This is a genomic window from Prosthecobacter sp. Pr1, assembly GCF_057652315.1.
This window is the reverse complement of record NZ_JBYFBS010000005.1, coordinates 258,005-279,611: the sequence shown is the minus strand read 5'-3', so window position 1 is coordinate 279,611 and position 21,607 is coordinate 258,005. Positions and strand designations below refer to the sequence as shown.

18 protein-coding genes are annotated in these 21,607 nt (G+C 60.0%); 7 read left to right on the top strand and 11 right to left on the bottom strand.

From position 1 onward, the window contains the following. Positions 1-70: 70 nt before the first annotated feature. Complete coding sequence (locus AC24GY_RS10855; RefSeq protein WP_487682735.1) at positions 71-1,312, bottom strand: class I SAM-dependent rRNA methyltransferase; 1,242 nt, start codon at positions 1,310-1,312, stop codon at positions 71-73. Between the two features lie 192 nt (positions 1,313-1,504). On the opposite strand from AC24GY_RS10855, the gene AC24GY_RS10850 reads away from it, so the two are divergent. Next, positions 1,505-3,691 (top strand): AMP-binding protein, encoded by a 2,187-nt coding sequence (locus AC24GY_RS10850; protein ID WP_487682733.1) that lies wholly within the window; start codon positions 1,505-1,507, stop codon positions 3,689-3,691. Positions 3,692-3,772: 81 nt separating this feature from the next. Here AC24GY_RS10850 and queA read toward each other — a convergent pair whose 3' ends face one another. Further along, the gene (gene queA / locus AC24GY_RS10845; protein ID WP_487682731.1) at positions 3,773-4,753 is read right to left on the bottom strand and encodes a tRNA preQ1(34) S-adenosylmethionine ribosyltransferase-isomerase QueA; all 981 of its coding nucleotides are present in this window, start codon (positions 4,751-4,753) and stop codon (positions 3,773-3,775) included. Positions 4,754-4,890: 137 nt separating this feature from the next. On the opposite strand from queA, the gene AC24GY_RS10840 reads away from it, so the two are divergent. Together AC24GY_RS10840 and AC24GY_RS10835 are read left to right on the top strand one after the other, a co-directional pair. Beyond that, the gene (locus AC24GY_RS10840; protein WP_487682729.1) at positions 4,891-6,018 is read left to right on the top strand and encodes a Gfo/Idh/MocA family protein; all 1,128 of its coding nucleotides are present in this window, start codon (positions 4,891-4,893) and stop codon (positions 6,016-6,018) included. 44 nt (positions 6,019-6,062) lie between these two features. Then, positions 6,063-6,746 (top strand): SDR family oxidoreductase, encoded by a 684-nt coding sequence (locus AC24GY_RS10835; protein WP_487682727.1) that lies wholly within the window; start codon positions 6,063-6,065, stop codon positions 6,744-6,746. Positions 6,747-6,942: 196 nt separating this feature from the next. Here the strand turns inward: AC24GY_RS10835 and AC24GY_RS10830 are convergent, their stop codons facing one another. Then, a complete protein-coding gene (locus tag AC24GY_RS10830; protein WP_487682725.1) occupies positions 6,943-7,680 on the bottom strand; it encodes an RluA family pseudouridine synthase in 738 nt (245 codons plus the stop codon). Next, a complete protein-coding gene (locus AC24GY_RS10825; protein WP_487682723.1) occupies positions 7,677-8,414 on the bottom strand; it encodes a M15 family metallopeptidase in 738 nt (245 codons plus the stop codon). Before AC24GY_RS10825 ends, AC24GY_RS10830 begins: the two co-directional genes overlap by 4 nt. A gap of 63 nt (positions 8,415-8,477) precedes the next feature. Between AC24GY_RS10825 and AC24GY_RS10820 the strand changes: the two genes are divergently transcribed. Then, the gene (locus AC24GY_RS10820; RefSeq protein ID WP_487682721.1) at positions 8,478-9,719 is read left to right on the top strand and encodes a prepilin peptidase; all 1,242 of its coding nucleotides are present in this window, start codon (positions 8,478-8,480) and stop codon (positions 9,717-9,719) included. An 85-nt stretch (positions 9,720-9,804) separates the two neighbouring features. Further along, positions 9,805-10,344: a Uma2 family endonuclease gene (locus AC24GY_RS10815; protein WP_487682719.1), complete on the top strand. Its 540-nt coding sequence runs from the start codon at positions 9,805-9,807 to the stop codon at positions 10,342-10,344. A gap of 179 nt (positions 10,345-10,523) precedes the next feature. Here the strand turns inward: AC24GY_RS10815 and AC24GY_RS10810 are convergent, their stop codons facing one another. From AC24GY_RS10810 to AC24GY_RS10780, 7 genes are all read right to left on the bottom strand, one after another. Next, positions 10,524-12,098 (bottom strand): sulfatase family protein, encoded by a 1,575-nt coding sequence (locus tag AC24GY_RS10810; protein ID WP_487682717.1) that lies wholly within the window; start codon positions 12,096-12,098, stop codon positions 10,524-10,526. A 61-nt stretch (positions 12,099-12,159) separates the two neighbouring features. Beyond that, positions 12,160-13,671, bottom strand: a complete 1,512-nt coding sequence (locus AC24GY_RS10805) for a sugar ABC transporter ATP-binding protein (RefSeq protein WP_487682716.1) — start codon at positions 13,669-13,671, stop codon at positions 12,160-12,162. Beyond that, positions 13,668-14,717: a sugar ABC transporter substrate-binding protein gene (locus AC24GY_RS10800; RefSeq protein WP_487682714.1), complete on the bottom strand. Its 1,050-nt coding sequence runs from the start codon at positions 14,715-14,717 to the stop codon at positions 13,668-13,670. Before AC24GY_RS10800 ends, AC24GY_RS10805 begins: the two co-directional genes overlap by 4 nt. A 311-nt stretch (positions 14,718-15,028) precedes the next feature. Beyond that, the gene (gene rsfS, locus AC24GY_RS10795) at positions 15,029-15,505 is read right to left on the bottom strand and encodes a ribosome silencing factor (RefSeq protein WP_487682712.1); all 477 of its coding nucleotides are present in this window, start codon (positions 15,503-15,505) and stop codon (positions 15,029-15,031) included. A gap of 218 nt (positions 15,506-15,723) precedes the next feature. Continuing rightward, positions 15,724-16,977, bottom strand: a complete 1,254-nt coding sequence (locus AC24GY_RS10790) for an exo-beta-N-acetylmuramidase NamZ family protein (protein WP_487682710.1) — start codon at positions 16,975-16,977, stop codon at positions 15,724-15,726. A gap of 65 nt (positions 16,978-17,042) precedes the next feature. Beyond that, positions 17,043-19,307 carry a peroxiredoxin family protein gene (locus tag AC24GY_RS10785; protein ID WP_487682708.1) on the bottom strand — a complete coding sequence of 755 codons (2,265 nt, stop codon included), beginning with the start codon at positions 19,305-19,307 and terminating at the stop codon, positions 17,043-17,045. A 107-nt stretch (positions 19,308-19,414) separates the two neighbouring features. Continuing rightward, a complete protein-coding gene (locus tag AC24GY_RS10780) occupies positions 19,415-20,278 on the bottom strand; it encodes a ThuA domain-containing protein (RefSeq protein ID WP_487682706.1) in 864 nt (287 codons plus the stop codon). A 116-nt stretch (positions 20,279-20,394) separates the two neighbouring features. On the opposite strand from AC24GY_RS10780, the gene aroE reads away from it, so the two are divergent. Both aroE and AC24GY_RS10770 read left to right on the top strand, forming a co-directional pair. Beyond that, positions 20,395-21,309: a shikimate dehydrogenase gene (gene aroE, locus AC24GY_RS10775; RefSeq protein WP_487682704.1), complete on the top strand. Its 915-nt coding sequence runs from the start codon at positions 20,395-20,397 to the stop codon at positions 21,307-21,309. Between the two features lie 16 nt (positions 21,310-21,325). Further along, positions 21,326-21,604, top strand: a complete 279-nt coding sequence (locus tag AC24GY_RS10770; RefSeq protein WP_422318013.1) for a hypothetical protein — start codon at positions 21,326-21,328, stop codon at positions 21,602-21,604. The last annotated feature ends 3 nt before the right edge of the window (positions 21,605-21,607 follow it).

Here is a 21,607-nt window from a genome sequence, read left to right as displayed (position 1 = left end):
GCTAAGAGTAAACAGTCAGAATAAGGTAGCAAAGGAAACCTGTAACGATTCATTCACACTTTTCCCGGGTTTACCAAGCGATGCACCACAGCACTTTCAGGTAGCGGCTTTCGGGACAGTTGGACATGACCGGGTGATCCGCACCAGCTCCGGTGCGGTCAATGATCTGCAGGCGGCGTTTGTTCCGGTGCGCGGCGCGCATCACGATTTCCTCAAATTCAGCGACATCCAGCAGGCCGGAGCAGGAGCAGGTGACGAACAGGCCGCCGCGCTTCAGCAGGCCCAGGGCCACGGCGTTCATGTCGTAATACTTGTTGCGGCCCAGCTGGCCTTCCTCGGGGTCGCGGGCAAAGACGAGCTTCGGCGGATCGAGCACCACGGCGTCCCAGAGTGCCCCGTTTTGCTGCATCTGGCGGCCCCAGGTGAAGGTGTCGGCATGCACCCAGTCGATGCGGACCTGGTTCAAATCGGCGTTCTTTTTCGCCTGGGCGATGGCTTTTTCATCGAGATCCACGGCGGTCACGTCTTCGCAGCCTCCATGGATGCGTGCGCTGAGCGCAAAGCCCCCGGTGTAGCTGCACAGGTCCAGCACGCGCCGACCACGGGCCAGATGGCCGAACTTCAGGCGGTTGTCACGCTGATCGCAGAAGAAACCGGTCTTGTGCCCGTCTTCGAATCCGACCTGATAGCGCACGCCATTTTCGCGAATGCGCACTCCGCGCGGGGCAGGGGCGTCCGCTTCCGGCACCTCCGAGTAGCGCATGCCTTCAATGCGGGCGATGTCTGGATCGACCTCGATGAGATGCTGCTTGGTGCCCAGAGCGGCGTGCAGTTTGGGCAGCCAGCGGGACAGGCGGCACCACACGCCGAGCGTGGTGACTTCGATGGAAAGCACATCGGCATAGCGATCGACCGTCAGGCCGCTGAGGCCGTCCCCGTCAGAAGAAATCACGCGCCAGGCGTCGGTGGTTTCATTGAGCCGGAGGGTCTTCAGGCGCAGGTCCAGCGCGGCATCCACCCGGGCATCCAAGGCCTCTTCGGTGAGCACCTCATCGCCATGCTGGAGCACCCGCAGAGGCACCTTGGCATTGGGATTGAAAAAGCCGCTGCCAAAAAGCTGCCCCTCCTTGTCATACACGTTCACCAGATCGCCCGCTTTGGCGTCCGGGGACACGGCGCGGAGCATGTTCGGATACACCGCCGGATGAAACGAAAAGTACTTCATCTGCGCCCAAGGTCGCAGCCAGGACTCGCTGCCAGCAGGAGGCGGAGCGGGAGATTCACGGCGGGGATAACGCGGGGGAGGGGGCATGGGGGAAGTTGACGGTGGTTGAAGGCTCGCTGCGCGGGCGCTGACAGTGGTATGAAGAACTCTGTTCCACAGCCAACAACTGCAAACAACCGCAAACCACAGCAAACAACCGTCATCTTCCCCTCCGCCCCTTTTCCCGCTGGCATGCGCGTTGCTCCCCGCTTAGGTAGGCCTGCATTCCGCTCACACACCATGGCCTCTGAAAAGCCCGTCACTCTCAAAGACCTCACCATCCTCGGCAAAGAGAACATTCCCTCAGGGGGGGGATTCTTGATCCTGCCCAGCCAGCTGGGTTACTTTGATCTGCTGCGACTCGAACTCGTGCTGGCTGGCCGCGAGGTGATCTATGTGGTGAAAAAGGGCGCCGCCCTGCACCCGCTGCTGCGGGTGCATCTGGAGCGTGAAAGCGTGCACGCCATGGAGTTCACCCCGGGTGAAACCGAGACCTCCGCCTACCGCAGCGCCATGGCAGACGCTGCCAAAAGCGGGGCGGTCATCATCTACCTGCCGGCTGAGGCGGCGACGATGGTCTCCCCCATGACCACCGTGCCGGGCACGAAGCTGGAATTTTTGCTCAAGGCCGGCATTCCTGTGCTGCCGCTGCATGTGCACCGCCGTCAGGACACCGCCCTGCCGATCGAGCGGCGCTACAGCGACGCCGAGGTCATCTTCAATTTTGGCAAAGTACTGCAGGGGGACGAAACGAACCTTCCCAACTATCAGGAGCGCCTGCTGCTGCTCTCTGAGCAATGCATCAACGAATGCGCCGCGCTCGAACTCAGCCTCGGCTACGCCTTGATCCTGGGCTTCAAAAAGCATGGCACCCGCAACAGCGTGGTGGATGGCAAGGACGAAAAGATCCTGCGGTTCGACAAAGTTTTTGCCACGGCACTCGCGCTGTCAGAGGTCGTGAAAAAGGAGACCAAAAAGAATCGCGTGGGCATCATCCTGCCTCCGGGTTTGGGCGGTCTCATCTGCAATGTGGCCGTCGTCATGGCCGGAAAGATTCCGGTGAACCTCAACTTCACCGCCGGACGCGCCGCCATTGAAAGCTCCATCCGCCGTGGCGAGATCGACCGCTTCCTCACGGCGGACATCTTTGTGCGCAAGATGCAGAGCTTCCCCTGGCCGCCGAGCAAGCAACTCATCCTCATCGAGCGCATCCTGCCGAAGATGAAGCTCGCCATCGCCAAATGGCTGGTGCTTAGCAAGATCCTGCCTGCGGCGATTCTGGCTGCCATGCTGGGCATTTCCAAAAAAGGCGGGCGCAAAGAGGCGCTGCTGCTCTTCACCAGCGGCAGCTCCGGCGAGCCCAAAGGCGTCGCGCTCACGCATCGCAATCTGGTCGCCAACGTCATGCAGTTCGGCAGCCGTCTCGGCATGCAGAGCAACGACAGCATCCTCGGCTGCCTGCCGCTCTTCCACAGCTTCGGCTGCACCGTCACCCTGTGGTTCCCGATCATCTACGGGCTGCATCTTGTGACTTATCCCTCTCCGCTTGAGGTGAAGAAGCTCGCGCAGCTCATCGAGAAGTATCGCATCACGCTGATGATCTCCACGCCGACCTTCCTGCGCAGCTACCTGCGTGGCGTGAATCGTGAGTCACTGGCCTCCATCAAATACTGCGTGACCGGCGCGGAAAAACTCCCCAGCACCGTGGCGGACGCCTTTGAAACCCGCTTTGGCAAACGTGTGCTCGAAGGCTACGGCCTCACCGAAACCTCCCCGGCTTCAAACTTGAACCTGCCTGATCCCGAATCGCTCGGCGATGAGGAAAGCGGTTATAGCTGGCTGCCAAGCCATCGACAAGGGTCCGTGGGCCACGTCGTGCCCGGCATGGCGGTCCGCATCACCAACCCTGAAACCGACCAGCCGATCCCTCTGCATCAGAGCGGCATGATCTGGTTCAAGGGCCCGAACGTTTTCGAAGGTTACCTCAACGATCCGAAACGCAGCGCCGAAGTGCTGAAGGACGGCTGGTTCCGCACCGGCGACATCGGTCGCGTCGATCTCGACGGCTTCCTCTACATCGAAGGCCGCCTCAGCCGCTTCTCCAAGATCGCCGGCGAAATGGTGCCGCATGAAACCGTCGAAGAAGCTCTGGTGAAAGCCATGGGTCTCGAAAACGAAACTGTGCGCAAGATCGCCGTCGTCGGCGTCCCCGACATCGACAAAGGCGAGGCCCTCATCCTCCTCACCAGCATGCCCGGCGGCCCCGAGCACCAGGAAATCCTCGACCTCCGCTACCGCCTCCTCGACAAAGGCATGCCGCCTCTGTGGATTCCGAAAAAGATGATCCGCGTCAGCGACATCCCTGTGCTGGCCTCCGGCAAGCTGGATGTGCAGAACTGCGAGAAGATCGCGAAGGCTGGGATGTGATCAAAGTAGTCCAGTTGCGCCGCAACTGGTTTGGGAAGAAGACTCCAGTTGCAGCGCAACTGGACAACTTTGCTCCGCGCATCACACAATCAGCATGCAGTCCCCATAGCTAAAGAAGCGATAGCGTTCGCTGATCGCTTCCTCATAGGCCTGCATCACCAAATCTTTGCCTGCAAAGGCGCTCACCAGCATGATGAGCGTGGACTTGGGAAGGTGGAAATTGGTGAGCAGTCCGCCCGCCACACGAAACTCGAAGCCCGGATGAATGAAGATGTCCGTGCTTCCCTGTGTGGCGATGACCTTGCCATGATCGCGCGCCACGGTTTCGAGAGTGCGCAGAGCGGTGGTGCCGACAGGGATCACACGCTTGGCATTTTGCACCGCTTCGGCTGTGGCCGCTGAGACTTCGTAGACCTCCGAGTGCATCTTATGATCGGCGATGTTCTCCACCTTCACCGGCTGAAACGTGCCGACGCCGACGTGCAGCGTCACAAACGTGTGGGGCAGGGGATTCAGGACGTCCGGGGTGAAGTGCAGCCCCGCAGTGGGTGCGGCGATGGAGCCTTCGCTGCGGGCAAACACCGTCTGATAACGCTCGCGGTCCGCAGGTTGGTCATCGCGGCCCATGTAGTGGGGCAGGGCCAGATGGCCATGCTTGGATTCATCCACAACGCGGTCGAACTCGATGATGCGGTCGCCGTTGTCCTCCATGATCTCGACGACCGTGCCCGTGGCTTCGCCAATCGGCACCGTGTGTCCGACGCGAAATTTCTTCCCCGGCTTCACCATGCAGCGCCAGCGCGTGGGCGTCAGCGGGTTGAGACGCAGCACCTCGTGGCCTTGATTGGTGAAGTAGCGCGCCGGAACCACCCGTGTGTCATTCAAGACAAGCATGTCCCCGGCTTCGCGTGAAATGAACTCGCCGACTTCCCGGAACATCCGGTTCTCAATCCTGCCTTCTTTGCGATGCAGCACCATCATCCGCGACGCCGAACGATCCGCCAGCGGTTCACTGGCGATGAGTTCAGGCGGCAGGTGGTAGTCGAAGTCGGAAGTCAGCATGCGGTGCTCTTCCCTAACTTGAAACTTTGAACCTGAAACCTGAAACTTCGCCTTCTCCGTCCGATTTCCCCCAAACTTTGTCCTTCCCATGTCCCGCCGTTCCCGCCTATAAGAGCCGCGTCATCCTTCCAATCATCATGTCAGACAAAAAGCTCAACATCGCCGTCGTTGGCCTCGGTTTCGGGGCGGAATTCATCCCCATCTGGCAGCGCCACCCGCTGACCACCTGCTACGCCATCTGCCAGCGCGATGAGAAGAAGCTCAAGACCATCGGCGATGCCTTCGGCGTGGACGTGCGCTACACGGATTTTAAGGCGATGCTCAAGGATCCGAACATCGATGCCGTCCACATCAACTCCCCGATTCCAGATCACGGCTGGATGAGCATCGAAGCGCTGAAGGCGGGCAAGCACGTGGCCTGCACCGTGCCGATGGCCACCAGCATCGAAGACTGCAAAAAGATCTGCGATCTCGTGAAGAAGACCGGCCTCAAGTACATGATGATGGAGACCGTCGTCTATGCCCGCGAGTACCTCTTCATGAAGGAGCAGCTCGATCAGGGCAAGCTGGGCAAGCTGCAATTCGTGCAGGCCTCCCACCAGCAGGACATGGACGGCTGGCCGAACTACTGGCCCGGCCTGCCGCCGATGTGGTATGCCACGCACTGCGTCGGCCCCGTGGCTGGCATGATCGGCAAGCCTGCCGAATACGTGAGCTGCTTTGGCTCCGGCACCGTGCGCAAAGAATTGCAAAAGTGCTACGGCTCTCCCTTCGCCGTCGAGACCGCGCACATCAAATTCAAAGGCACCGATGTGAGCGCCCGCATCATCCGCAGCCTGTTTGACACCGCCCGCCAGTATCGTGAGAGCATCGACGTCTATGGCGACAAAGCCTCCATCGAATGGCCGCTCATCGAGCATGAACCCCTCGTCCTGCACCGCGCCAAACTGCCCGAGCACAAGATCCCGAAACTGATCAAGACTCCCGACTTCGCCAAACGCCTGCCGAAGCCGATCCAGCACTTCACGACGAAGGGCGTCTACGATCTTGGCAAGAAGACCCATCTCAGCTTCACGCAGGGCAGCGGCCACGGCGGCAGTCATCCGCATCTCGCCAACGAGTTCGCCAATGCCCTCGCTGAAAAACGCCAGCCCTTCCCGAACGCGGCGCAATCCGCCAACTGGACCTGCGTGGGCCTCTGCGCCCATCAGTCCGCCCTGGCCGGCGGCAAGATTGTGAAACTGCCTGCTTTCACCTTGGGTTGATATTGTTGGCCAGTTGCGGCGCAACTGGTTAACTTTGGCCCTGCATGCCTGCTTCGTCCGAATCGTCACCCCGCATCGCCGTCATCACCGGCGGTGCAGGGGATTTGGCGCAGTCGATTGCCACCGAACTGCGGCTGGCCGGGTTTGAGGTGCTGGCCCCCGGACGGGAAGCCCTCGATGTGACGAGCGCCGAATCCGTGCGCAGCTTTTTCGCGGAAGTGAAGCGGCTCGATTTGCTGGTGAACAACGCGGGTGTGTGCCGAGATGTCTCCGTGGCGAAGATGAGCGAGGCCGAGTTCGATCACGTGGTCGATGTGAATCTGAAAGGCGCGTTTCTCGTGGCGCAGTCGGCGGTGAAGCTGATGTCGAAACAACGCTGCGGCCACATTGTGAACATCGGCTCCTACTCGGCGCTCAGCGGTCCGGCGGGGCAGGCGAATTACGCTGCGGCCAAGGCGGGACTGATTGGCTTCACGCAAAGCATCGCCAAGGAATACGGCGCACGAAACATCCGCGCGAACTGCGTGCTGCCCGGTTTTCTGGAAACCAAGATGACGCGCCATCTGCTGGAGGATGCCGCCTGGCGTGAGAGCTTGATGAGCCAGCACACCCTGGGCCGGCTGAACACGGCACAGGACGTGGCACGGTTCGTCGCTTTCCTGCACCGCATGGAAAACGTGAGTGGTCAGGTCTTCCAACTCGACAGCCGCGTGCGGCGCTGGGCTTAAGTACGACAGACACTCCTGTCTGTCGACCAGCGCTTCGCCAGCACATGAGACCTACAAATTAGCCAGCCATATCTATACGGCGGAGCAATGCCCTGGGGCGCCGAGGTCATTTGTGAACGGTGTCCGTCAGCGGTGCCGTTGGCCGACAGACAAGAGAGCCGAGGCTTGGCGAGACAGGCGAAGCCAATCTGTCGTACTACAAAACAAACTCCGGCGGCAGTGGTGCATCCCAGCCTGATGGAAAGCCTTCGAGATTGAGTTCCAGTCGTGATGAATGCAGCGCCTGCCGTGGCAAAATAAGCCGGGCCTCAAGCGCCTCCGTCCACCCGGTCTCGATGAACTCCAGGTAGCAGCGGTCATCGCGGCCATACAATTTATCTCCGACAATGGGCAGGCCCAGATGGTGCAGATGCACGCGGATCTGGTGCATGCGACCGGTTTCGGGCTTCGCTTCGATCAAGGCGAACCGTGCGCCGCCGCGCTCAAAACGCTGCAGCGTGCGAAAGGCGGTGCGGCATTCGGCACCCTGCGGGTGGACGATTTGTTTCACCCAGATGTCAAAGGCCTGCACATCGCGAGCGTTCAAAATGGGCGCGTCCAGCGTCAGTTCCTCCCATTCCGGCCAGCCATGCACGAGAGCCACGTAGGTCTTGTGAATCTTGCGCTCCTGCATCGCCATGCCGAAGAGGCGGGCGAGTTCATGATTTTTGGCAATGAGCACCACGCCGCTTGTTTCGCGGTCGAGGCGATTGATGATGGAGACCTGGCCACCGTTCGCAATTTCATACGCCAGCAGGTCGCACACGCGATGCCAAAGTGTGGGCGGGCCCTTGGGATCTCCCGGATGGATTTGCAGCGGCGCGGGCTTGTTGACCACGATGTAGCCGTCCGTCTCGTCGATGACGGTGAAGGTGGCGTTGTTACGAATGCTCACGGTGGTGACATGCCCGGAAGGGCGATCCGCCAGCCGTAGACGATGGGCTGGGGATTGTTGAGGTATTCGGCGTCATCGAAGTGCCACCACTCAGACTCCAGTTGGATGAATCCGGCCTGCTTCATGGCGGCCTGGAGCATCTGCAGGTTCTGTTTCACCACAGGATCTTTGCCGGTGTAGTTTCGACTCGCTTGCGCGAAGTCCTGGTCAAATCCGGTGGGCATTCGCTGCGGGTTGCCATGCGCATCGACCAGTGTGAGATCGACCGCAATGCCTCCGCAGTGGCGGCTCCATCCCGCATTCGGAGAGAGAAACATGCCCGTGCTGCCGCCTGCCTTGTGCAGCGTCTGCTGCGCCTCCGGCGGTCGATACGCATCCCAGATGCGCAGGCCGTAACCCTGAGCGTGCAGGATCGCCTGGGCCTGCTTCAGTTTTTCCGCCGTTTCCGTCCGCAGCAGGCAGGGCATGTGGGACGGGTAGATGGTTTGTCCGGTGACGTTGTCCGCAGTGGCATAGCGCAGATCGATGGTGATGCCCGGAATCACTTTGCGCACATCCACGAGGCCGCGCTCCCGCGCCAGTTCCAGGGTGCGGCTGGCGTCTAGGGGGCGGCCGGCATCAAGGGTGTTGCTCGCATACAGCGTGCCGCGCCCCTGCTGCGGACTGGCACAGGAACTGAGGGCGGCGAAGCCGAAGAAAATGAGACGCAGGCTGCGCCAGGAATCTGAAGTCATGCTTAGTTTTTGCTTCCGTATTCACGCACGGCAGGCCAAGTTTGCAAACTTCAGCCCACATTCATGCGCTTTCAAATTCTCAACACCCTGCTGCACATTCTGGCCTTTTACATGGGGGCAGGGATCGGCTCCTTCCTCAATGTGGTCATCTACCGCCTGCCGCTGGGGATTTCGGTGAACAATCCCAAGCGCAGTTTCTGCCCCTCCTGCAAATACAAGATCCCGATGTGGCAGAACATCCCGCTGCTGAGCTGGCTGCTGCTGCGTGGGAAATGCGCGAACTGCGGCGGCAAGATTTCCATCCGCTACTTCCTCGTGGAGCTGCTGACCGGCGTGGCGTTCTACATGGTCTTTCTTAAGATAAGTGGGGAGTACGCTCAGGGCGGCAATCCCTGGTTCATGATCAAAGCCTGGGGGCCGCACGTGCTCTGCCTGTGGGTGTTCATGAGTCTGCTGATCTCGGGCACGTTCATCGACATCGACCACTTCATCCTGCCGCATCGGATCACCATCGGTGGCACGGTGGTCGGGGTGCTCGCTTCCTGGTGGGTGCCAGCTCTCGTGGCGGAAACCACCCACACACGCGGCCTGCTCATCTCCCTGGCGAGCGCCGCCCTGGGACTCGGTGGTCTGTGGATCGTGGTGGAGCTGGGCAAGCTGGCCTTTGGCAAAGTGAACCACCGGCAAAAGCCCGCCTTCTTGAAGTCTGCCTCGCCGGGAATGTGCAAGCTGATGGGAAAACTCATGGGCAGTGAGTGGCTGGATGGACCCGTAAAATGGAGCGTCGTTCAGGAAGATGAAGAGCAGCCACCAGTGGTGTCCATCGGACGCAAAAAAATGGAATGGGGTGATATCTTCGGCATGCGTGACTCCGACCATATGGTGATCACCTGCGACGATCTTCAAGTCAATGACCGCACCTGGCAGAACGTCACCGCAGTGATGTGGATGGAAAAACTGCTCGTGAAGTCCGAGGGCAGCGGGGAAGAGTTTCCGCTGGAAGGCGTGAAGATTCTGCATGGCACGGTGTCTCAGGTGGTGATTCCACGTGAGGCCATGGGCTTTGGCGACGTGCTCTTTCTCATGATGATCGGCTCCTTCTGCGGCTGGCAGGCGGTGCTTTTCACCATTTTTGCCGCATCGGTCATCGGCACCCTGTCTGCCATTGTGCCCCGCATTCTCGGCAAAGCCGAATGGAGCGCCAAGATCCCCTTTGGCCCCTACCTCGCCCTGGGCGCCGCCCTCTGGGTCTTCTACGGCCCGCCGATTGTCGAGTGGTATGTGAGCAAGACGATGTGGAGGTGAGCGCTCGCTCATAGACGGGCAAGGGAATTCTTCTGCCCAAGTTTCGGGTTGAAGGCATGTTCGCGAATCCCTACCATTCCTCATCATGGCGGCGCTGCTTGAGATCCCCAGCATCAAGGATGCAACCGCGTTCCATCTGGAGCGCTGGCGGAAAGTTTGCGCCGATTCCAGCCTGAAACGACTGCCGGGCCGCATCGAAACCAACTGCTTCGGACACATCGTCTCGTTGCCGCCCCCTGGATTCTCACACAGCACACGCCAGTCGGCTATCTTCGCTCATTTGCTGACCTCCATGCCTCCGGGCGTATCCGTCGAAGTCGCGGTGCTGACCGAAGACGGCATCAAAGGCATCGACGTGGGTTGGATTTCGGCAAGCCGGGTGAAGCGTGGATTGAAGGACGACGTGCTGACGATCGCGCCAGAGATTTGCGTCGAAGTTGTGTCGCCGGGGAACACCCGGCAGGAGATGGAGAACAAGCGTGAGCTTTACTTCGCAGCTGGTGCTGAGGAGGTGTGGTTCTGCGACCAAAAAGGGGCGCTGCATTTCTTCCTCAAAGGCAGCGCGGAGACGGCGGCCAAGGCGTCAGTGTTGTGTCCTTCAATGCCGAAGCGAGTGAAGGCGTAATAGGCACCTTCTGGCCTGTATCCATGCGCAGCATGCGATTCGACAGGGTCATGCGATGAACTTCATCCTTCGTGTTGGCAAGGTGTTCAATATACGCCGCCGCAAGGAAGCGATCATCATCTGACATGGCGTCGATTAGCTGTTTGATCTCTGTCGGTGTCATGGGTTGAGGATTGACATCACTCCGCCTTCTTCCCGCCTGCTTTCTTCTTGCCTTTGGGTTGTTCCGGCGGGTTGACCTCGCCTTCGAAGGCTTTGTTGCCGAAGGCAAAGCGCGGTGGCGGCATGGTTTCCTTCACCTCGGCTTGCAGACGGATGATTTCGGCTTTGAGTTCCTTCACGGTGTCGGCGTAGGCGGGGTCATCGTAGAAGCTTTTGGTCTCCAGCGGGTCCTTCTCGCGGTCCATCAGCTCCCAGTCATCGATGTCTGGCTTGTAGTAGTGGATGAGCTTGTAGCGGTCTGTGATGACGCCGTAGTGCGGGCGCACGTGGTGCGGCACCGGATACTCGTAGTAGTGGTAGTAGAGGGACTTGCGCCAGTCGGCGGGCGTTTCTCCTTTGAACAATGGCACTAGGCTGCGGCCATGCACATCCGGCAGGTTCGGGCACTGGGCGATGTCGAGGAAGGTGCTGGCGAAATCGATCAGGCTCACGATCTTGCTGCTCGTGCTGCCAGGCTTGATCACGCCGGGCCAGCGCACGAGAAATGGCGTGCGCAGGGATTCTTCGAAGATCCAGCGTTTGTCGAACCAGCCGTGCTCGCCGAGGTAGAAGCCCTGATCGCTGCTGAGCATGACCACGGTATTTTCGGTGAGGCCTTCTTTGTCCAGATAATCGAGCACGCGGCCCACGTTGTCGTCCACCGCCTTCACGCAGGCGAGGTAGTCGTGCATGTAGCGCTGGTAGCGCCATTTCACGAGATCACGGCCAGCGGGTGCTGCCTCGCGGTACTTTGCATTGCGCGGCTCGTAGTAGGCGTCCCAGGCTTTTTTTTGCTCTTCGGTCAAATTACCGGGTGTCACGAGTTTCACGTCACGATCCGTCATGGTGCGGTCGATGCCCATGTCGTGATCGCTCACCGCCTTGCTGCGGCCGGAGTAGCTGTCGAACAGGGTCTCGGGCTCTTCGTAAACGCGGTCCTTGTCGAAGCCGAGGTAACGGACGGGCGGCTCCCACTCGCGGTGCGGGGCCTTGTGCTGGCACATCATCATGAAGGGCTTGGTCTTGTCGCGCTGCTTGAGCCAGTCGAGCGTGAGATCACCGATGATGTCGGTGGTGTAGCCTTGGTATTTCACATTCTTGCCATTGTCGACCATCGGCGGGTTGTAGTACACCCCCTGGCCGGGCAGCACGTTCCAGTAGTCATAGCCCACGGGGTCTGTCATGAGGTGCCACTTGCCGATCATGGCCATCTGGTAGCCTTTTTCATGCATCACCTTCGGGAAGGTGGGCTGGCTGCTGTCGAACTTGCTGTTGCTGTTGTTATAAAAGCCGTTGGCATGCGAGTACTTGCCGGTCTGGATCACCGCACGGCTGGGGCCGCAGATCGAGTTCGTCACCAGGCAGCGGTCAAAGCGCATGCCTTCCTTGGCGATGCGGTCCATGTTGGGCGTTTCGAGCAGCTTGCGGTGGTCGCCATAGCAGCTCATCGCCTGGTAGGCCAGGTCATCACAGAAGATGAAGACGATGTTCGGCGGCTGCGCGGCACTGGCGGCAGACGCAAGCAGAAGGGAGGCAAGGAGAGAGCGAATCATGGTTGGTTGGTCGAAATGCTGCGTTGTCCAACGTGGGAATGCCGGACGCTTTTCAAAAGAATCACCCCGCATGCCCCATGGCCGCAGCCATGAGTTTCTCCTGAGTGGCTTCGGCACGGCTGAAGGCACCGCCGATACGTCCGGCATTGAGCATGAGAATGCGGTCGCTCATGCCGATGAGTTCCGGTAGTTCGCTGGAGACGAGGATCACGGCTTTGCCTGCGGCAGTGAGTTGGTTGATGATCTCGTAGATTTCCAGCTTGGCTCCCACGTCGATGCCGCGTGTGGGTTCATCGAGAAGAATGACCGTGGGCTCCGTGAGCAGCGCTTTGCCGAGCACCACCTTTTGCTGATTCCCACCGGAGAGCTTGCCCACGATCGCTTCAAGGCCGGTCGCTTTGACGCGCAGCGAATCGAACATGCTCTGATTGCGCCGGATCTCGGCATTGCGCCGGATGAATCCACCCCGCACCACGCTGGACAGGGAAGACAGCGAGAGATTGAAGCCAATCTCCTGCTCCAGATGCAGACCGTAGCGGCGGCGATCTTCGGAGGCCAGCACCAGGCCTCGTTGGATGATCGTTTCAGGCGTGAGGCGGCTGAGAGTCTGGCCATTCAGTTCCACGCTGCCGGAAACATGGCGGCCCCAGGCACCGAAGAGATGCATGAGCAGTTCCGTGCGGCCTGCGCCCATAAGCCCGCCAATGCCTAGCACTTCACCGGCACGCAGTTCAAAGCTGATGTCGTGCAGTCTCGCGCTGCCGGTTTCTGCGTCAGTCACGCTCAGGGAATCCACGCGCAGGATTACTCCTCCGGGCTGGCTGGTGCGGCGGGGGAAGAGATCCCCGATCTCGCGCCCCACCATGTGGCGGATGACTTCGGCCTTGCTGGTATCAGCGGCGTTTTTCGTACCCACTGTCGAACCATCGCGCAGAACTGTGATGCGGTCTGCAATGCCGAAAACTTCGTCGAGTTTGTGAGAGATGTAGACGCTTGCGATGCCGCGCTGGCGGAGATCGCGCAGAATGTCGAGCAGGATCAAAACCTCGTGCTCGGCCAGCGCAGCGGTCGGTTCATCCAGAATCAAAATCTTCGAGTCTTTGGCCAGCGCCTTGATGATTTCGACGAGCTGCTTTTGTCCCACACCGAGAGTGCGCACGGGCGCGGCGGGATCGAGATCGACCTTGAAACGGTTCAGCAACACCTGCGCTTCCTGATACATGCGCGGCCAGTCGATGAAGGCCCCCCAGCGGCGCGGCTCACGCCCCAGAAAGATGTTTTCCGCCACCGTCATCTCCTCAACGAGCGCCAGTTCCTGATAAATCACAGCGAGTCCGGCCTTCTCCGCGTCTTTGATCGTTTCAAACCGCGCTTCAGTCCCGTTCACCTCGAAGGAACCCTCGTAGCTGCCATGCGGATGAATGCCTGAGAGCAGCTTGATCAGCGTGCTCTTGCCTGCGCCGTTTTCACCGCACAGCGCATGGATCTCGCCTTCGCGAAGATCAAAGGACACATCTTTCAGGGCGGTGACGCCGGGGAAGCGTTTCGTGATTTTGTGCGCGCTAAGAATCATGGCTGGTTGGGCTGAAACACATCGGCTTCCTTGTGGAAACCATCTTTCACAACGGTCTCCCGCAGGTTTTCCTTCGTCACCGGAATAATGTCCAGAAGTACCATCGGCACATCCATCTTCCCATTGGGGATTGAATCCTTGGCCACCACGGGTTTTCGCTGTGCCAGTTTCAGCGCCAGCTCCGCTTCTTTCGTGGCGATGCTTTCGATGGGTTTGTACACCGTCATGGCCTGCGTGCCCTGAGCGATCCGCTGGCAGGCGGCGAGGTCCGCATCCTGACCGGTGACAATGACCTTGCCCGCGAGGCCTTCTTCTGTCAGGGCCTGGATCGCGCCACCTGCAGTGCCGTCGTTGCTGGCCAGGACAGCGTCAAAGTTCGGACCGTTTTTGGTGATGGCTGCGTTCGTGATTTTCTTGGCGCTTTCGGGTTTCCAGTCTTCCGCCCAGTCCTCGAAGATCACCTCCACCTTTCCAGCGGCGATCAGTGGCTGCAGTACGTTGTCCTGCCCCTGCTTGAAGAGCTTGGCGTTGTTGTCAGTTTTCGCACCATAAATGCGGACGAGCCGCAGCTTGCCACCGGCGGGAATACGGTCTGTGAGAAACTTTGCCTGCAATTCTCCCACCCGGACATTGTCAAAAGTCAGGTAGAGATCCACTTCACAGCCGGTGATGAGTCGATCATATGACAGTACTGGAATGCCCGCCTGATGCGCCAGATTCACCGCCTTGGCCATCGCCGCACCATTGTGTGGGATGATCACCAAAGCGTCCACCTTCTGCGTGATGAGGCTTTCCACGTCCTGCAACTGGGTGGCGTCATTGCTGTTGGCGCACTGCACCAGCACGTCGGCACCTGCGGCCTGTGCTTTGGCAGTGAAGAGATCACGGTCCACCTGCCAGCGTTCTTCTTTGAGCGTGTCCATGGAAAGGCCGATGAGCGGCCTCTGCCTCACCGCCGTGACGCCCGCGCCACCGCGAGCGATGACCAGGCCGATGACGACGCTCAGGGCGCAGGAAACGAGAACAAGCAGGATGCGGGCGGGCATGCCTGCTGTTTTAGCGAATTCAGTCTCGTAGTGCAAGCGTCCCGCTTGCAGTCAGTCAAAAGGGCCACGGTTAAGCGCCATCGTTTGCACCATGCTGCCTTCCCGCGACGCATGCTCTCCTGCGCCCAATTCAGGGCGCGACCTTGGGCCGGCAGGTGAGGTGGGGCGTTTGTCCCAGGGCAGCACTCGCCAAGGCTCGGCCCGCCCTGGGCTGACTCCTTCGCGCCGTTGGCGCAACCGTGTGCGCTGAGCGCATTAAAGTGCCCTGCATGGATCTCCACCTTAGCCAGCGTTCAACTGCACGCTTGTTCTTACTTCTTCGCGGTCTTTTTCGCAGGTGCTTTCTTTGCAGCGGCCTTCTTCGCCGGAGCTTTTTTGGCAGCCACTTTTTTCACCGCAGCTTTCTTGGCCACCTTGGGTTTTGGCTCCGGTGGAGGAGGCGCAAGGTTCAGCTCCATCTCCGGGGCGTCGCCCCAGAGTTCTTCGAGGGCGTAGAACTCGCGCTTCTCAGGCGTGAGGATATGAACCATGACGCTGCCGTAGACGAGGATGATCCACTGGCTCTCAAAATTGCCGTCTTTGACGTCGGGTGGTGTGGCATGCTCTTCCTTCATTCGCTCGACGATTTCGTCGCGCACGGCACGCAGCTGAGGCGTGGACATGGCCGTGACGAGCACGAAGTAGTCGGAGATGGGCGAGAGTCCGCGCAGGTCCAGAATGCGGATGTTCTCCGCTTTTTTGTCATCGGCGTAAAGGGCGCAGGCGCGGGCGATTTCGAGGTCTTCCATGGTTGTGTTGTATCTAACGCACAGCCATAAGCACGGATTTGAGCCTTTTGACAGAACTTTTACACTCCGTTCATGCAGCGTTGACGCAAGCCTCCCCTCATGCGCCACTCTCCCGGCACCATTAATCGCACTTCTGCCTCCGTCCCGCCTGCGTCTGGCTGGTCACCTTGCAGACCAGCCCAAGTGCTCATTAGCGGCGTGGGCTACCGCTGGCGGGGTCAGGGATAAAGCAGGAAGCGCTGCCGCTGGGAGCGGAAGCTCTGGTTGTGGCTCTGCCAGCGCGCCACGATGTTCACTGCGGGAACTCCACGGCGCAGGTCGGAGTAGAGGGATTCGCTGCCGTAAACTTTATTGAAAAGGTTCAGTTTGGAGCCGCCCATGCGGCCAATCACCTTGCCGCCGGTGAGACGGTTGATTTCAGCGAGGAGCAGAACATCGAGTGCGGTGATGTCTGCGGTGGCACGTGGCGAGATGTTGATGCGGACACCACCAAAGCCGTCCTTGGAATACGGTGAGAAACTGACGCCGGGGGTGTTGAGCCGCTGGCAATACGCATAGAGCGCCTGCGGATTCACGCCACTGCCACCGGCGTAGCCAAAGGGGTTCTCAGTGCCGATGCCGATATCCACGGATGTGGCTCCCCCGAGGATGCCGGTGGCGACATAGTAGAACGGGGAGGTGGCGTGCGGGATGTTGGGCGAGGTTTGATACCAATGCAGCCCGGTATCCTGCCAGACCATGCCACGGTTCCAGCCCTGCATCTTGACCACATTGAGGCGTGGTGTGCGGGCCATCCAGCCTCGCGCACCTGCCATCATGGCGAGTTCACCCGCCGTCATGCCATGCACGTAGGGGACGGGGATCTGGCCGACGAAGGATTTCCATTTGGATTCCAACGGCGGTCCTTCCACACGCCAGCCACCGAGGGGATTTGGGCGATCAAGAACCACGAACTGCTTGCCGCATTCGGCGGCGGCTTCCATCGCCACGATCATGGTGCTGATGTAGGTGTAGCTGCGGCAGCCGATGTCCTGAAGATCAAACACCAGCACATCGATGGGGGCGAGCATGGCCGGAGTCGGCTTGCGCGTGGGTCCGTAGAGCGAATAGACGATGAGGCCGGTCACGCTGTCGCGCCGGGTGCTGACGTGCACGCCGGCGCCAATGGTGCCGTCGATGCCATGCTCCGGAGCATACAGCGCGACAAGATTGCGGCCCAGCGCACGCTGCATGGCGGTGCGTGTGCGCTCACCACGGCCCGTCATGCTGGTCTGATTGGTGATGAGGCCGACCCGCTTGCCCTGAATGAGATCAAAGTTGCGGGAAGCCAGCACGTCGATGCCGAGCATGAACGGCCCGGCCTGAGCAGCCTGGGGCTGATAAGCCTGCTGCGGTGCAGGCAGCTCGCACGAGGCTAGAATGAGCGCTGCGAATGCAGCAGCGGTCCGAAGAAAAGCGCGTGGGAAAATCATGCGCAGCCATAACGGCGAATGCCGCATGCAGCAACGTCACGGATCATCGAACTCCGGGGTGCGGATTACTTGCTGACCTGGGCGGTGGATGCGGCCGGGGTGTCGAGCTGCAGCAGGCGTTTGGATTCCTCCAGCGCGAACTTGGCGTCCTTGAAGGGTTCCCAGCTGATGTCCTGCCAGCGCTGCTTGCCCTGGGTGTCGATGAGGATGGTGGCGTGGAGGTTTTCGTTTTCGAAGTCATCGTGGGCACGCACCTTTTTGAAGGCAGCAAGGCTGCTGTCGCTCAGGATGGGGAAGGGGAGGGGCTGGTCGGCTTTGAGATTGAGCTTGGGGCGGATGCCTTCAGCGATCTGCGGTGTTTCGAGCGTGACGGCCACGAGCTGAATGCCGGCCTTCTCAAAGTCAGCGGTGGCTTTGGCGAAGGCTTGGATCTGCTCAACGCAATGCCCGCAGTCATGGCCGAGGTAGAAAAGGAAGAGTGTGGGTTTCTTTGCGGTGAAGTCGGTGCTTTTGACGAGCTTTCCTTCCAGCGTATTGGCTTCAAAAACCGGGGCCTTGGGGGCGCTCCAGTGGACGGGGCCGAGGGAGGCGATTTCAGGGCGGACTCCGCTGTCCGTACGCTTGGGGGGGGCGGTCGGCCAGTCGCCCTGGATGCCGAAAGTTTTGGCAAGCGTATCGAGACGTTTGGCGATGGGCAGATCGCGATCCATGGCGAAGGCCAGCTTGCGGGTTTCCTCGAAGGCTTTTTTAGCCTCTTCGGTTTTTCCGCAGGCCTGCAGAACCTCCGTTTTGATGGCGGAACCGACGAGGTCCTGCGTGAAGTTCTTGGTGAGTTCGGCTGCCTGCACTTTGTCGTCGAATTTGAGCCAGTAACGGGCGAGACGTTCCTTGGGGATGTCGAGCGGCTTGAGGTCTGACAGGAGCTTGTGAGTTTCCGCACGGCGGACGGACCCATCTTTGGTGCCGAGGGCGACCAGCGCCTTGAGTTCGGCGATGGCATTGGCTTTGGCCTTCACCTCAGGTTTTGGGGTTTTCTTCGCCTTGGTGTCCGTGGAGGCTTCTTTGGCGTCTGGCTTTTTGGGTTCGGCCGCCGGTTTGGTGTCTGTCTCGGGTTTGCTGTTCTTGGCGGGGATGACCACGGCTTCGAGGTCCTTCAAGGCAGCGGCGACGGCCGGAGTGTCGCCGAGTTGAAAGCTGGCGAGGCCAAGGGCATGGAGACGCGTGATGTCATGTGTGGCCTGGCCTGCGGGAACCTGCGTGAAGGCTTTGACCTCGTTCCAATTTTCCCATTTGAGCAGAGTCTCGATCAAGCGGGTGCGACCATAGCTGGCGGAGGTGGAGGGCTTGTCGAGGGTGTTGTAGGTGGGGTGGCGTGGAATGGCGATGAGGCTGCGGGCCAGAGCGGCGGCGTCTTTGGCGCGGCCGAGGTCGTTGAAGGTGCGGGTGAGCCACTCCTCGTTGTGCGCGTAATTGTGGATCTGATCCGGCAAAATGTAGGTGCGGATCATGTAGGCGTGATCAACGCGGGTGCTGGCCTCCTGCTGCCATGCGGCATCGTCGGGGCGCTTCAATTTGGAAAACGTGTGGCCGGGCATGTGCCACATATGGGCGATTCCGGGGGCCGCCTGTCCGCACAGTGCACCGGACTTGAGGGCAAAGATGGGTTTGGTCTGATCCCACAAATGGATGCGGTAGTGATGCGCGGGGTGATTCGGCACGGCGGCGAAGATTTGATCAAGCAGGGCATCGACCGCCTGGAGGCTGGACATGGGGGCCTCTTCACGGGAGAACCAGATGCGCCAGACGAGGAAGGCCTTGGCTTCGATGTCCTTGGGGTTGTCCTGAACCAGCGTTTCGAAGTCCTTGATGCAGTCGAGGCTCTTCTGTTTTTTGTCGCGTTTGTCGGGGTCGCGGTAGAGATTTTCGAGGGTGGTGATCCACTTCTGCTCACGTGGCGTGGCCTTGGCTTTGAGCGGGGTGGCTTTCTTGATGAATGCTCTGGCGCGTTTCTCATTGTTCACGTTGGCCATGCTCATGCCCCAGTAGGCCATGGCACATTCAGGATCGATGGCGGCCACCTGACGGAAGGAGCGCTCGGCTTCATAATACCAGAAGCCATGAAGCTGGCCGACGCCCTGGGTGAAAAACTTCTGCGCGTCCGGTTTTTTGGAGCTGATGGGGAAGTTCACCGCATCGCCACAGCCGGGAATGAACACGGCTGCCTGACGCGGGCCTTCATTGAAAGCTTCCCCATTGGCGGAATGGCCTGGGTCTCCATAGGCGTGAAACGCGATGGCGATAGTGAGGGCGGGAACGATGAAGTGGCGCATGGGGTGTTGATTCAAACGCTGATCGGAATGAGAAACTGTGTCTAGTTGGAAAATAAAAATGCCCGGAGGGATCCTCCGGGCATTCACGAACTTGAGCGAGTGAGGGCTTATTTGCCGTATCCAGGCTCTGCCTTGCCGTTTTCGTTGATGTGGCCGGTGGTCCAGAGGATGCCGCGGGTGATCAGATCGAGGTAGCGGGCATCACCGACGGTGGCGGTGTTGTGGCCGATGGTGGTGGAGAAGACCTTGGTCTTGTTCGGGCCGTATTCATTGGTCCAGGCGACGACGCTGGTGGCTTCGGTGGCTTTGGCGTCGGGTGGCAGGGTTTCGCCTTTTTTGGCTTTCGGTGGCACGATCTGCACACCCGTGGCCAGCGGCTTGCCGGTGAGGACCTGGATGTTGTTGTAGAGCTCTTCGTTGATGGTGGTCCAGTTTTCGAGGCCCTGAGTGATCGGGTGGGTTTTGTCGGTGAAGGTAATGGCGATGGGCTGCTGCGGGCCGTGGCCGGTCGATTGCAGGCCGATCATTTCATACCAGCCGGCATTATCGGCTCCGGCTTTCACAGGCTCGCGGAAGTTGCCCCAGCGGTAGCTGTGCATGGCGCAGTGGAGATTGATGGCGGGCTTGCCGGCCTTGTGGGCATCGAGAATGGCGGCGACGTAGGCGGGATCTGTCACGTCGGCGCTGCATTCGTCGTGGATGATGACGTCGAAGTCCTTGGCCCAGTCCTTGGCCTTGTAAATTTCAAAGGTGGCCTTGGTGGTCTTGTCGGGGTTGTATGCGACATCCACAATGGCGTTGATGCGGGACTCGATGCCTTCTTTGAGCACAAGGTGCTGCTTGTCATACTCATGGCAGCAGCCTCCGGCGACGATGAGAACTCGCAGCGGCTTGACGGCGGTATCGGCGGCCTGGGCGAGGAAGAGGGCCGCAGAAACGGCGAGGGTGAGCAGGGGGAAGAAGAGTCGCATGGGTTGGAGGATTTGTTGGAACGAGAGTGCTGATTGCAGCGCGGATGGAACGGGATGTCGAGCGGGAAAATTGCGGGCAGCTTTGACAGCCGGTGGTTCTGCGGCATGTCTGGAGCGTGGGAGATTTTTTATCATTCGAAGATTTGATGGGCTGGAATGCGGTGGCCGGGCGCTTCACGCCGCCGGCGCGGTTGGCGGTGATCGGTGATCCGATCGGGCACTCGCGCAGTCCGCAGATGCACAATCCGGCGCTGCAGGCCTGTGGAATCGACGCGCAGTACATTCGTGTGCAGGTGCCGGTGGGCCATGTGGACGAGGCGTTTCGGCAGTTTGCCGCCTGCGGCTTTCTCGGCGTGAACATCACCATCCCGCACAAATTTGAAGCCTTGGACGCGGTGGATGAGCTCGATCCCCTGGCTCGTCAGCTTGGTGCGGTGAACACACTGGCGATCCGGGATGGCAGACTGCACGGGTACAACAGCGACGGCCCCGGCTTTTTGCGCAGTGTGAAGGAGGCGTTTGGCGCGGGTCTGAAAGATCTGCGTGTGCTCATCCTCGGTGCGGGCGGTGGCGCAGGGCGTGCGGTGGCGGTGCAAAGCGCCCTCAGCGGATGTCAGAAACTGCAGCTCGTGAATAGGTCCCATGCCAAGGTTGAAACCGTGGCCAGCGAGATTCAGGCGCTGGGCGGCTGTCCGGATGTGACGGTGGTGCCCTGGAATGATGATGCTCTTAAATACGCGCTGGCAAACACCGACCTGATCGTGAATGCCACCTCATTAGGCATGAAGCCTAACGATGCCAAGCTGCTGCCAGCGGATGCGGTGCAAGCACGGCACCTCGTCTTTGACATGGTTTACCGGGCCGGGGGCGAGACCCCTCTGCTGGCGGATGCCAGAAAGGCTGGGGCCCGGACCGTGGACGGCCTGACGCTGCTGCTGCACCAGGGGGCGATCTCTTTTGAGCACTGGTTTGACCGGCCAGCCCCGCTGGAAGTCATGCGTGCAGGCTTGCAGAAAGCCGTGATGGAGTGACATAGTACGGGGTCGCATGAGTTCCTCGCGCCATTTTGTCCTCAGCTTTTTTGGGCCTGTCGTCGCTGGCGGAGTCTTTTGCGGGTTCATTGTCCTCCTCTGGAGCTGGCTGGAGCGCCATCACATCTCCCCGCTGGTGACGATGCTGGTGGGAGGGCTGATGGTGGGCATGATCACACGCTGGTTTGTGAGGAACTGCGTGGCGGTGAGCTGCCCGTTTTGCGGCGGGAAAAGCTACGAAATTCCTCACCGGGGAAACCGCTTTGCCTGCAGGGTGTGTGGGAAAGACCACTGATTT